Raw genomic sequence first — 13,768 nt, 5'->3', positions numbered from 1 at the left:
ATACAAATGTTCACTATAAAAATACATTATAATATCCAAATATAATATTTTTTCTTGTTTTTTATGATTACATAGCTAAATAATATTATTTTAAGAAAATAAAAGAAAACGCTTACAATCATTATATATTTTTTTGGTTTAGCTAGAGCAAAAAATAATCAAAATTTGTGGTTTCCACTCTTTCACAATAGGGTATATGTTAAGGATATTTATATAATGATTTAAATCGCAAAAACACGGGAAGGAAAAAGCCTATGAGAATCCTAGTTGTGGACGATAATCAAGCCAACTTATTTGTAATCCAACATATATTAAAACGCGCCGGGTATACAGAACATTTAACGTTTTCTTCTGCAAAGGATATGTTTTTGCATCTTCAGGGGTATTCACCATCTTCAGCTGATATAAAAGCAGACGTGATTCTGATGGATATAATGATGCCCGAAATGGATGGAATTGAAGCATGCCGCCGCCTTCAGAAAAACCCGCTTTTGAAGGATATTCCGGTGATTTTTGTCACTGCATTGGAGGACTCGAATAAGGTTGCAGAAGCTCTTGATGCCGGCGGAACCGATTATGTAATGAAGCCTATTAATAAGACGGAACTGCTTGCCCGTATTCGGGCTGCCTTACGGCTTAAATATGAAAAAGATTGGCATAAGGAGCAGGAAAACAAAATTAAAAATGAATTGGATTTATCCATGCAGGTACAAACCAGCATGCTCAGCGAGCCGATTTATCATGAACAAACGCTTTTAAAGGCTTCCTACCTGCCAGCCAATAAACTCGCTGGGGATATGTATTATTGGCATCAAATAGATGAACACCGGTATGCCGCCATACAGCTTGATATGATGGGCCACGGAATTTCAGCTTCCCTCGTATGCATGTTTATCTCTTCTGTTCTCAGAGATGCCATTAGAACATGCAGTGACCCCGAATATGTCATGCAGGAATTGAATCGCTGGATGAATTCACTGAATCAGCGTAATCAGCGTATTCCATATTACTTTACAGCCATTTATCTTGTTCTCAATAAAAAAGACAAAACTATTGAGTATGTAAATGCCGGGCACCCAGCCGGATATGCTCTTGTTGATAAAAATGAAATGTTCAGCTTATCAAGCAATATGTGTGCAGTCGGCTTTTTTGAAGATATTACTATTCAAAAAGAAACGATCCCCTATACAGATTCAATTCAGCTGCTATTGTTTACAGATGGTGTTGAGGAAGCAGTAGAGCAGAACAATCTCAATCCCAATGAGTATCTTCAGCGCTTCGCGTCCTTTTACTGGAATGCAGCCAAAACAGCAGAGCCAATCGATATGATACTGACTAAGCAACAGCAGGCCAGCGCTGATGACGATATGTGTGTTGTTTTGATTCAGGCAGATTAGGATGTATACATAATATTTCTTTGCTTATCATTATTGGCCGTTGTTTTCCTGCAAAAACAGCCTATACAAACAAAAAACAGAGTGCAGTCCCTCAAGACAGGATCTGCACTCTGTTTTTATTTTTTACATCAGATATTTTTCTGAAAATCTTTTCTTGCAGGTTGATATCTTCAAAAACAGGGTCATCCATCCGCAGTGCTTCCTTGCTTCCAAGCCCCAGAATTCCTCCCATACTAAGGCTTTCATTGAATAGATTAATTACGTGGCGCTGCAGGTCAGTATTAAAATAGATCATCACATTACGGCAGATAATCACATGAAATTCATTAAAGGAACCATCAGTCACCAAATTATGCTGAGCAAATACCATTCGATCAAGAAGGGATGTATTCAGGTAAGCTGCTTCACAATCGGTTGTGTAGTATTCAGAAAAGGATTTTTTCCCGCCTGCTATAATGTAATTCTTTGTATAGAGCTGCATTTTTTGAAGCGGAATTATTCCGCTCTCTGCTTTTTTAAGCACCTTTTCATTGATGTCTGTAGCATAAATCTTCGTTCGTTCCCCCAATCCCTCTTCTTCCATCAAAATAGACATGGAGTAAGCTTCTTCCCCGGTCGAACAGCCTGCATGCCAAATTCTGATCTCCGGCAATTCCTTAAGCATCGGGACAACTTCATTCCGAAAAGCCTTAAAAAAAGAAGGATCCCGGAACATCTCTGTCACATTGATTGAAAAATCGCTTAGTACCTTTTGTATATACCCCTCTTCATGTATTACCTTGTCCGTGAGGCATGTTATGCTGGGAAGCCGATCCCTGCTTATACGATTTTGAATTCTCCTGGCAATTGATGAGCGCATATATTGCCGGAAATCATATCCGGATAAACTATATATAGCCTTTAAAAGCAATTCTATTTCTAATTCTTCCTTTTTCAATTCCTTCATTCCTCAATTTTAAAATGATGTTGATGGAGCCCGAACCTAGTTCGGACTCCTCTGCCATCTATGAAAGCCATACTCTCATAACGGACAGCAGCTGGTCCAGTTTTAATGGCTTGCTGATGTAATCTGTTGCCCCCGCCTCCATGCATTTTTCCCTATCGCCTTTCATTGCCTTGGCAGTAAGGGCAATGATTGGGACGTCCTGGTGACTGTCAAGCCCGCGAAGCCTCTTCATGGTTTCATAACCATCCATAATCGGCATCATGATATCCATCAGAACTATATCGATTTGTTCAGTACCCATAATCAAATCGAGGCACTGCATCCCGTTTTCTGCTGTAAGGACATTCATGCCTTCTTTTTTCAAAGCATTTTTCAGCGCATAAATATTTCTGTGGTCATCATCTACAACAATGACTGTTTTATCTTTAAGCTCCGTACCAGCCTGCTGATGCTCTGCTTCCGCATCTTCTTTAGCATCTTGTGCCTCATCTGCCTCAGAAACTTCCGTAACAGGCTCAACGGTTACAGCAGCTTCTTCGAAAGCAAGCGTTCCGGCCTCTATTTCTGGCATTCCGTTTGGAAGATTCGGGATAACGAGTGTAAACCGGCTTCCTTTTCCTTCTTCGCTCTCTACTTTGCAGATACCACCGAGCAGTTGAGCAAATTCCTTGGAGATGGACAATCCAAGGCCCGTTCCGCCATATTTTCTCATCGTGGCGCCATCAGCCTGCTGGAAGGCTTCAAAAATCAGCTTCTGCTTTTCAGACGGTATCCCAATACCTGTGTCAAGCACTGAAATTTTCAGCCAGTCATCTGTATAGGTGGATAACGGCAAGCCAAAGAAATCGCGTTTTGAAGCTTTTTCAAACGTGACTGCTACTGAACCTTCTTCCGTAAACTTAAATGCATTTGAAAGGAGGTTTTTCACAATTTGCTGCAGCCGCTGCTCATCCGTATTGAATACAGGAGGAACTTCTTTTGAAGAGGTTACAGTAAATTCAAGATTTTTGTGCTTTGCCACCTGTGTAAAATGCTGTTGCAGCCGCTGCGACATTTCTCCCATATTGACTTCCTCAAAGCTGATTTCCAGTTTCCCTACCTCTACCTTTGAAAGGTCGAGGATATCGTTAATGAGGGCTAGTAAATCCTGGCCAGATGTATGTATAACCTTGGAAAACTCTTTCTGCTCCTCAGTAAGGATCTGATCCGGATCTTCTGCCAGCATTTCTGATAAAAGCAGGATGCTGTTAAGCGGCGTTCGCAGCTCGTGGGACATATTTGCCAGGAACTCTGACTTGTATTTTGAGCTTAGACCCAGCTGTTTTGCTTTTTCCTCCAATTCTTCCTTGGCAGCCTGGAGTTCTTCAGATTTCATTTCAGCATCTCTGGAGCGTTCTTCAAGCTGCTCATTAATCATACGCAGCTCTTCGGATTGACTCTGCATTTCCTCAGATTGCGCCTGCAGCTCCTCAGACTGAGATTGCAGCTCTTCAGCCTGTGCCTGCAGTTCCTCTGTCTGTGCCTGGGATTCCGCCAGTAAGCGTTCAATCTCCATTCTTCCAGAAATATTCGTAATGGCTATTCCCAGTGTTTCGATTACTTTTTCCAATAGTTTGATCTGAGCATCAGTGAACAGCCTTATACTTGCCAGTTCCACTACAGCCACTACCTCATCCTTTAGCATAACGGGAGCCATCATGATGCTTTTCGGCCTGACATCTCCCAAACCAGTTGATAAGACCTTGTAACCCTCAGGAACGTCTTCGAGAAATATTGTTTTCTTATCCCTGACAGTTTGCCCTGCTAATCCTTCACCCTCATAGAAAAAGTCTCTTCCTGGATCAACCGCTCCATCTGCATATGCAGCCTGTTTCTTAAATACAGGTTTGCTCCCGCTGTCATCTTTCACATAAATGACTCCAAGATCAGCTCCGGCGGCAGGTGCCAGCCTTGATATAAAATCATCTGCCAAATTGGCTATGGTCACATGCTGGCTATAGATGCTTACTAATGCAGCAGACTGGCTTTGAATCCAATTTTGCTCACTGATTTCAGCCGAATAGCGCTGTTCTTTCATGTAATAATTCTCAAGGGAATCAGCCATAGAATTAAAGGCTTTCGCAATATTGCCGATTTCGTCATTGGATTCGACATCAAGCCTTGAAATGGAAGAAAGATCCTGGTAATCAATATTCTTAATCCCTTTTGTAATTACGCTGATGGTCCTTCCTGTGCTACTGATCACCCAAACTGTCACTCCAACGATTAAAACAATCGCTATTGCAACAGCAGCAACCAAAGTTGCTACTAGCTGGCTATATGTTTCATTTGCACTTTTCAGTGAATCTGCCATGAGTGATTCCTGATACTCCTTAAATTCGTCCAGCTTGTCCAGCAGTGCATTTCGGTTTTCTCTTTCACTTCTGTATAGCCCATCTAAAGAATCCATTTCACCGCTTCCCATTAAATCAGTAAAGCGGTTTTGCATTTGGGCATATGATTCGTATGCCTGCTCCACTTCTTTTAAGAGCAAGTTCGATTTCTGTCTATTTAATTCTTGCTCTAGTTTAATTATGCGGGTTTGTATCCCTTCATGGTTGGCCTTTACCAATTCAGCTGTCATGAGCGAATCGTTTGAGTCTTTGTCGGTAAGCACACTCAGCAACTGCTGGTCTGTCTGGTAAAATAGCTGTCTGATCTCTGTAGCCTGATTTACCTTATAGTATCGATCCTCCACAATTTCAAGCATGTTGGCCTTCATTCCGTTTACCATAGACAGAATGACAAACATTAGAATAAACAAAAAAAATACGGTTAAGCCCAATCCCATCATTTGCTTTCTTTTAAAGCTCACCTGTTCTCTCCTTCTTTCCCCCGATTTTTCTTCATCATTTTTCTTGCGCATGTTCACGCTTTATGAGATTAAGGTTTTAATAGACTAGCTTCTTTACCCTTATTTAATATAACCCAAACCTTTTTTTCTGTTTTTTTCATAAAAAAAGAGGAAGGATTGCTCCTTCCCAATGTTTAACGATATTCCTTAACTCTTTCCCCTGCTGAAGTCATCCATTCAAACTGGCGGAGCTTCAGGTCAAATAGCGTCAGAGGATCCTGGTAAATCTCAGGGTTTTTGCGCATATTGCTTAGCGCTTCTTTATTTTCTGCAATGTTTGTGTATGTCTCTTCAGCTGTATGATTCAATACGTCAAATGGATTTCTGAAGAACATCTTAATATCCCGCTCAAGCGATTTCTCGAAGAGTTCGAATTGCTGCATGAATTTATCGGTAATGAATTCTGCAATTTCGCTATAATCTTCATGCTCAATGAATTGTTTATATTTATTATGGAGCATTGTATTATTCTGCTGAATGGCTCCAAACAGCTTTCCTGCACTCTTGAGCAGGAACTGCGAAGGTGAAAAGCGGTTTAGAATGTTGGCCTTTTCAAGCTGGACACTCCCTCGCGTCATCCGGTCAGCGTCGCGGCGCCAGTCATCTAGAACCCTGAAATCACAGTCCAGCGCGATTTTCTCCTCGCCGTATAGCTCATTGAAGCCCTGGCTCATTTCATCCAAATATGCCTGGCTGCTTCTGAACTCTCCTTCACTTTCCGCAATCCATTCCTGAATGGAAACATGAAACTCCGGCAAAACTGTGTCTTCAATATATTGGTGTACCCGATTATTCATTTCATCATTAAGCTCAGTATGGATTTTTCCAAAATCACTGTCTTCTGTCACCAGTTCTGAACAATTTCGAAGCAGCTCCGGAATTTGCTTCTCAAGATCCGCTCTCATTTCATCTTTAATCTTGCTGTACGATCTCTTAATTGTCCGGACCTTCTCTTCTTCCATGTCCATCAGCTGATTATTGGCACCTTTTAGTTTTGTCACCATCTCTTCGTTCCATTTAATCGTATCAATCAAGCTGCTTTCCATCTCAATGCGCTTTTCAAGAAGGAATTTGATTGATTTTTTTATATAGTAAAGAACTTTTGCTGCACGATCTTCTTTCCTGTTCCGCCCATCCATCATAGACTTGATAAAAACAGATAAATCATTAAGCTGACTTTCACTGTCATAATAGGCGGAGAAAGCAAACACATTCGCTTTCGGGAAATAGGTATGAACACGGGACTGAGTTTCATCAAGAAGCTCTATAGCACCCTGGCTGTCTGGAATCCGATCCATCTTACTGAGAAGGAAATGAATAGGCAGTTCCGGAGCCTGCTCTCGCATTCTTACAGCAAGATCCAGCTCTTTATCTGTCAAAGGGGAATCCGCATTCAGGACAAATAGCATACAGTCAGCGAAATGGAGGTATTGAAACACACCATTTCTGAACTTGCTCTGGCCCGCAAGACCCGGCGTATCTATGACAGCGAGTCTATTATTCTGTAAAAAGTTGAATGGCATCTTGCAGCGGATGAGCGTCTGCTGGCTTTTCTCTGCACTTTGCCTAAAATCCTCAAGATCAGAAATGCCTCGCACCTCCTCATCCGTAATTGCATGGATTTCAGCTTCATCACTATCCTTGAACAGCACTGAAGCAGATGTTGAATCTCCCATCAGCTCTTCACCAAGAAGACTGTTCACAAACGATGACTTTCCATTTGATGCTGCACCGGCAATCAGCAAGTGGCCGGAATCCACATCAAGGAGCTCGCGGACCATCCATTCAAATCGTTCACCCATCAGGACGCCTTTATCTTTGGCCCAATTCATAATATTCTCGAAAAGCTTAAAGCTTTCCTCCAGACCTTCCTGATAACGGACAGAACGGCTCACAAGGCTTTCTGCTTCACTGACAGCAGAAGGCTCAATATTTGATGGGAATATTTCACTCCATGCCAGTACTGCCGATGCCGAAACAAGATAATGAGATGGGGCAGCTATTTTCACCCAGTTCGTTATGTGATTTGGAATCAGATGGGATAAATCCCGGATTAAATGCTTGCCGCTGATCAATTCAAGGTAAGTTTCTTTATAAAGCTCCGAAAGCATGCTCCATGTATGTGAGCGTCCCGGCTCCATATCCAGGAGAAGACGATTGTATTCTTTCAGCCATGGAAAATACAGATCTGATGTCTTATAGCTGTTCCACAAAGCCACTGATAAACCTTCAAAGTGAGCCTGATCTGTACGGTATAACACTGAAAGCGCCTCACTGAAATAGTTCGGCTCCATCTTTGCTGTCCGCCCCTGTTCCACATATGAATGAAGAACTTCAAACCAGGATAGGGATTCTGTCCTTATTGCTTCATTGACAGCCAGTTCCACTGCATTTCCCCAATCGCTGTGTTCTTCAAAGAACCCTCGTGCCAGATCGGTCACATCGGGATCATCCGGATTTAACCGGACAGCCTCTTTAATAGATTCAACAGCCAATTCAAGCTTGCCGCGCTGTATGTAAAGTGAAAACAGCTGTAGGAGCACCTCGGTCTTTAACACCTCTGAATCTGTTTCAATAGCTTTATAAAAGTCCTCAGCATTTGAAAGCAAATCTAATTCAAAATAGGCATCAGCCATATTCTTTTGTGCCCACGGCCCCAATTCATTAGGAATGCTCTCCCATTTAAAAATGGCCGCTTCATAATCTTTGTTAAGAAAATAGACTTCCCCCTGGGCGAAGCGGATATTAGTTAAATCAGGCACCTCGTTCTGCTGCTCAGCCACATACAGTTCACCCAAAACTCTGATCGGATGCACATTTTCATTAGATTCCATGAAGGTCTTATAAAAGGTTTTGCTGATTAGCTGCTTCTCTAAAGTCATCTTGATCCCCCGCAGTGCTATTTTTAAAAGCGCTTAAAGGCAGCTTTTAAAAGAATTTTATTGATTCAGCATGCTGACTCCCTAATTTTATGGGGCTCTATCAGCATGCTTTATTATGGAAGGCCTCTGGGCTAGAGCGTTATCTAACTTCAGAAATTGCCTCTTATCTTTAAAAAAACGCATAATACGCCAATTTTCATCCTTTATCTTTATATTGTAGCAAAAATTTTTCTGCAAAAAATTTCATTTCTCTATCATTTTTGAAACATTGCTGTATTCTTGTGTAATAATTTTAATAGTTAGAATTAGCTTTTCTCAATTAATACCACCTCAAGACAAAATGAAAACTGGCAAACAAAAATATATTTATTCCTGTCTGCCAGTTTTCATTCTTCATTATATTATTAGGCTTGCTGCGGCCGGGCAGCCCGGCGCCGTCTTCCATACAGGACTGTAACAGCCATGCCCAGAATCAGGAACACGCTTGATATTTGAAATAGTGCCGCCGTTTCTACAAACTGCGCCAGCACCCCAAACACAAGCCCGCTTAGTCCAATTCCAAGGTCGATAGAGGAGAAAAACATTCCGTTAGCCACACCGCGCCTGTTGGACGGTGTCATTGACAACGTCCAGGACTGCAGAGTAGGAATCAATGAACCAAATCCAACTCCAAACAAAATTCCGCTAATGATAATTAACATATTCGAATGTGCGAAAGAAAGGACCCACATGCCAATAAAGGTCAGGAACGTACAAAGCAATACAAGTCCCTTCGGACCGCGCTGGTCAAACCACTTTCCTGCAACCGGCCTCGAAAGCGATGCCATAATCGCATTGAACAGATAGAAAAGGAATATTTGATCTATGCCGCGCTCTTCTCCAAAAATAACAATGAATGTTACGATGGACCCGTATCCAAAAGTAACGATGATCGTAATGAAGGCAGGAAACCAGCTGGATTTTTCAATTAATGAGCCAAGGTAAGAGAATTTCAGATCTTCTTTCCTTGTGTTCAAAACAACCTCAGGTGTCTCATAATGGACAATGGCCAGAAGCACAATGGCAATTACCCCGAGTACACTTGAAATATAAATAAGATTGGTAAAAGAGGTAATCTGATAGAGGTAGATTCCGAGACTTGGTGCAATGATCATTCCAATCGTGACACTCAGGCCATAGTAACCCATACCCTCTCCAAGTCTGGAGTTAGGCACTACATCAACGGCTGCTGTCCCATTTACAGTAGTTGACCATCCCCAGGCAAGCCCATGAATGAATCGGAATAAAAGAAAAATCATGACCACACTTGATAGCGGATAAATAATAGTTATTGCCAAGAGCGCTGCTGCACCGATCAGCACCAGCTGCTTTCTTGCTTTATATTCCAACATAAACCCGATGAAAGGTCTGCTCAAAACGGCACCAATTGAAAAGAGTGCTGTCACCATCCCAATTTCAAGACCACTTGCCCCAATGGACTTAATATATGGAGGCAAAGTTGGAATCAGCATTTGAAATGACATAAAAACAAATAAATTTCCGATCATCAGCATAATGAAAGACTTCGTCCATAAAGTATCTTTTGCTGCCTTTTCCACGAGCATCCCCCGCTTTCCATTTTTCTTTTAAGGCTGTTTTCGTGTTTGCTTAGTTGATTGAAGCGGAAATTAACCGATAGCCAAAACAGCAATTTATACGAAAAGAGCCTTTTTGAAAAAACAGCTAACTATTTCGAATTACTAAATACTAACACAGCTGATTCGAAAAAGGAACGGAATTTTGCATCATATCAAGGCAATAAAACTCAAAAAAAAGGAGCCTTATTAAGCTCCCCGCATCATCCTTGAAGACTGCTTGTTTCCAGTACCCGCTTCAGAAAAAGCAGTGTTCTTTCTATTATGATGTCTTGATCGTTATCAAGCGTTGCCACATGATAGCTGTTGTCCAGGGTGACTATTTCCTTGGCAGCCGATTGAATGCCGCTGTATATTTCCTGTGAATTGGAAGGAGGAACCACATGATCTTCTTTTGAAACAAAAATTAGCGCAGGGCAAGTGATTTTATCTAACTCAGCTTTCACTTTTTTCATCAGTTCGTTTATTTCACCAAGCGACTTGACCGGTGTCTTTTCATAGGCAAGCTCTTTTATATCCGGATTTTTTATGTCTGAACCAATTGCATCCAGGAAGCGTACATCCTCAAGGCTGGCAGCTGCCGCCATATCAGGAATTTCAATAGCTGCATTAATCGGTATGATCCCCTTAATCTCCGGATATTTCTCGGCCATATACAATGTCAGGGTGCCGCCCATTGACAGCCCTGTAACGAATATCGTACTGCAGCGCTCTTTCAGCCACCGATAACCTTCTTCAACAGAATGAATCCAGTCCTGATGGGTCGTTCTTTCCATGTCTTCGTAATGAGTGCCGTGTCCCTTCAGCCGTGGACCGCAGACTGTAAACCCTGAATTGGCATAAGCTTCTCCAAGCTGGCGCATGCTTTGAGTAGAACCGGTAAAGCCATGAGAAACCAAAATTCCAATGTCATTTCCTTCAAAATAAAAAGGTTCTGCTCCTTCTAAAATCGGATATTTTATGGACATGTCTCTTCCTCCATTCAATGGAATACTTCCTGTTAAGAGACATTCTTTGCTCATCCCTACATCCCTCCTCTTTTGAAATTATTTAACATTTTTGTAAAACTTCGCATCCAGCCTTCAGAAAAACTTTTTTTCCACTCTCGTCTTGTTTATAATAGATAGAATGAATAAAAAGTATTGCGTGATAAACGACAGCAGCACAACTAAGGGAAGTTTCGCTTTATTTTCCTTCCAGATATTATTAAAATAAGTACTAACTACATAAACAGAAAGGCTGATACCGGTTTGGAAAACAATTCAAATTTTATACGAACGATTATTAAAGAGGATCTGGAGTCAGGTAAACGCAAAGAGGTCATTACCCGTTTCCCGCCTGAGCCGAACGGTTATCTTCATATCGGACATGCCAAATCGATTGTCATCAACTTCGGCCTGGCAGACGACTTTAACGGCAAGACGAATCTTCGTTTTGATGACACGAACCCGCTTAAGGAAGATCAGGAATATGTGGATGCCATTAAAGAAGATGTTAGATGGCTAGGCTATGAGTGGGAGGAGCTTCACTTTGCTTCGAATTATTTCGAGGAAATGTATAACCGTGCCGTTCTTTTAATCAAGAAAGGAAAAGCATATGTGGATGACTTAAGCCAGGAAGAAATCCGCCAATACCGCGGAACACTGACAGAGCCTGGAAAGGAAAGCCCATACCGCAGCCGTTCAGTTGATGAGAATCTGGATTTATTTGAACGCATGCGCAAAGGTGAATTTGAAAACGGAGCAAAAGTTCTTAGAGCAAAGATTGACATGTCTTCACCGAACGTGAATATGCGCGATCCGGTTATCTATCGTGTTTCACATGCAACTCACCATAATACAGGTGATACATGGTGCATCTACCCGATGTATGCTTTTGCCCACCCGCTTGAAGATGCAATCGAAGGGGTTACTCATTCTTTATGCACAACTGAATTTGAAGATCAGCGCCCGCTATATAATTGGGTTGTCTCAGAGTGTGAGATGGAAAGCACACCACAGCAAATCGAGTTTGGCCGCCTGAATATTACTAATACAGTAATGAGTAAAAGAAAATTAAAACAGCTTGTAGAAGAAAATTTTGTTGATGGCTGGGACGACCCGCGCATGCCGACTATTTCCGGTTTAAGACGCAAGGGCTATACTCCAGAAGCAATCCGCGAGTTCGTAAAAGAAACGGGTGTGTCAAAGGGTTCAGGTGTAGTGGATGAAGCAATGCTTGAGCATTTTGTGCGCGAAGACCTGAAAATGAAGGCTCCCCGCACAATGGGTGTACTCCGTCCATTAAAGGTTGTCATTACGAACTACCCGGAAGATCAGACTGAAATGCTTGATGCAGAAATCAATCCGGAGAACCCGGAAATGGGTATGCGCCAAATTCCATTTTCAAGAGAGATATATGTAGAGCAGGACGACTTCATGGAAGATCCGCCGAAAAAATATTTCCGTCTCTTCCCTGGCAATGAAGTACGCTTAAAGCATGCTTATTTCATCAAATGCAACGATGTCATCAAGGATGAGGATGGCAATGTTGTGGAGCTTCATTGCACATATGACCCTGAAACAAAGAGCGGATCAGGCTTTACCGGCCGAAAGGTAAAGGGTACGCTTCATTGGGTGGATGCTAAGAGTGCCATTCCGGCTGAATTCCGTTTGTACGAACCATTGATCCTTGACGAAAATGCCGATCAGAATGCTGAGGCAGATACGGATGAGGCTCTTGAGAACGAAGCAGAAGGCAAAACGTTCCTTGACTACGTGAATCCGAATTCGCTTGAAATTGTTCATGGTTTCATCGAGCCAAATATGAAGGATGTTAAAGCGCAGGATAAGTTCCAATTCTTCCGCCATGGCTATTTTAATGCTGACTCGAAATATACAACAGCAGATAAACCTGTCTTTAACCGGATTGTTTCACTGAAGAGTTCATTTAAATTAAAATAAGGCAATACGCCTGAGGGCCTTGTTTCCTCAGGCTTTTTTACCGGTTAGCTGCCTTTCCGCTGAAAAGTATGATAAGGTTCTAAAGTAAGCATTTACATAAGGAGGAAAAAAATATGTCAAATCAGCATGACCCAAATACATTACCGCCGAAAACATGTTCAGTAGACCGCATGGTAACCGTTAAAGAGGACGTTGAAAAGGTTCTTGCAGGAAAGAAAACAGCTACACGCCGCAACGGCCGCTATGCTGATGTGGGAGAAATCATGACACTTGAGGGACAGGACTTTGTTGTAGATAAAGTTTATTCACAATCCCTTGGTGAGTTAACAGACGAGCATGCACGCCAGGAAGGCTTCGAAAATTTGGAAGACTACAAGCAATCCATCCTTTCCATGCATCCGGGAATGCCTTGGCTTCCGCAAATGCGTGTATGGGTTCATGAATTCAGCGCAGTGACGAAGTAATCTGCCGGAATGGACATATTGTATCGAATACTGCTGTATATCCATGTCAGCAGTGCCATTCTTTCTATTGGCCCCTTTTTTATTCTGATCCCAATCGTCAATAAATTGGGAGCGGCTCAACACGGGGTCCAACAGGCATATATCAGCATCTTCAGGACATCAGTGCGCCTTGTCAAACATGCAGGACATATACTTGTAGGCTCGGGTATCCTTCTAATCGTGAATAGCCACTGGTCCTGGACGACATCTTGGATCGTTGCTACCCTGGCAGTTATGGGAGGCTCTGTCTTTTTTCTCGCTCGGGCCTTCACTCCCGTCCTTAGGAAATTTGATGAGCCGGGAGCAGATCAGCATTTCCTAATCAGAAAGCTCACACGCTCCGTCTGGATCTATCTATTTTTGTTAATGCTCATGCTCTGGTTCATGGTAGTCAAGCCGGTGCTTTGGTAGGAAAATATAAAAACAAGCGCTTATGATATGCGCTTGTTCAGTTTGTAGACAAAAGGGTTCGGAATAGTCTCATTCCGGACCTCTTTTTTGAATTTTATTGGCTTTGAAGCATTTTCAGATGATGATAGACCTCTCCGAGGTCATCTTCTAGGCCATTTCT

At 42.1% G+C, this 13,768-nt stretch carries 9 protein-coding genes; 4 read left to right on the top strand and 5 right to left on the bottom strand.

All coding sequences use genetic code 11. From position 1 onward, the window contains the following. The first annotated feature begins 254 nt into the window (after positions 1 to 254). Positions 255 to 1,397 carry a PP2C family protein-serine/threonine phosphatase gene (locus M3205_RS19165; protein ID WP_251171336.1) on the top strand — a complete coding sequence of 381 codons (1,143 nt, stop codon included), beginning with the start codon at positions 255 to 257 and terminating at the stop codon, positions 1,395 to 1,397. A gap of 91 nt (positions 1,398 to 1,488) precedes the next feature. Here the strand turns inward: M3205_RS19165 and M3205_RS19160 are convergent, their stop codons facing one another. From M3205_RS19160 to M3205_RS19140, 5 genes are all read right to left on the bottom strand, one after another. After that, positions 1,489 to 2,343 (bottom strand): CheR family methyltransferase, encoded by an 855-nt coding sequence (locus M3205_RS19160; protein ID WP_251171335.1) that lies wholly within the window; start codon positions 2,341 to 2,343, stop codon positions 1,489 to 1,491. A 58-nt stretch (positions 2,344 to 2,401) separates the two neighbouring features. After that, on the bottom strand, positions 2,402 to 5,197 hold the full coding sequence (locus M3205_RS19155) for a response regulator (protein ID WP_463674818.1): 2,796 nt from the start codon (positions 5,195 to 5,197) through the stop codon (positions 2,402 to 2,404). Positions 5,198 to 5,370: 173 nt separating this feature from the next. Next, complete coding sequence (locus M3205_RS19150; RefSeq protein WP_251171334.1) at positions 5,371 to 8,118, bottom strand: dynamin family protein; 2,748 nt, start codon at positions 8,116 to 8,118, stop codon at positions 5,371 to 5,373. A gap of 404 nt (positions 8,119 to 8,522) precedes the next feature. Further along, positions 8,523 to 9,722, bottom strand: a complete 1,200-nt coding sequence (locus M3205_RS19145; RefSeq protein ID WP_251171333.1) for an MFS transporter — start codon at positions 9,720 to 9,722, stop codon at positions 8,523 to 8,525. 233 nt (positions 9,723 to 9,955) lie between these two features. Continuing rightward, positions 9,956 to 10,720, bottom strand: coding sequence for an alpha/beta hydrolase (locus tag M3205_RS19140; protein WP_251171356.1), 765 nt, complete (start codon positions 10,718 to 10,720; stop codon positions 9,956 to 9,958). Positions 10,721 to 11,002: 282 nt separating this feature from the next. Here M3205_RS19140 and M3205_RS19135 point away from each other — a divergent pair, with 282 nt between their 5' ends. The 3 genes from M3205_RS19135 (at position 11,003) to M3205_RS19125 (ending at position 13,608) form a co-directional block, all read left to right on the top strand. Continuing rightward, positions 11,003 to 12,694, top strand: coding sequence for a glutamine--tRNA ligase/YqeY domain fusion protein (locus M3205_RS19135; protein WP_251171332.1), 1,692 nt, complete (start codon positions 11,003 to 11,005; stop codon positions 12,692 to 12,694). 113 nt (positions 12,695 to 12,807) lie between these two features. Beyond that, positions 12,808 to 13,158, top strand: coding sequence for an ASCH domain-containing protein (locus tag M3205_RS19130; protein WP_061792697.1), 351 nt, complete (start codon positions 12,808 to 12,810; stop codon positions 13,156 to 13,158). 9 nt (positions 13,159 to 13,167) lie between these two features. Beyond that, the gene (locus M3205_RS19125; RefSeq protein WP_251171331.1) at positions 13,168 to 13,608 is read left to right on the top strand and encodes a hypothetical protein; all 441 of its coding nucleotides are present in this window, start codon (positions 13,168 to 13,170) and stop codon (positions 13,606 to 13,608) included. Positions 13,609 to 13,768 lie beyond the last annotated feature (160 nt).

The organism is Cytobacillus firmus, assembly GCF_023715565.1.
Taxonomy (GTDB): Bacteria; Bacillota; Bacilli; order Bacillales; family Cytobacillaceae; genus Cytobacillus; species Cytobacillus firmus_C.
Note: the sequence above shows the minus strand (reverse complement) of the source record. Positions and strands in the feature narration are given on the sequence as shown.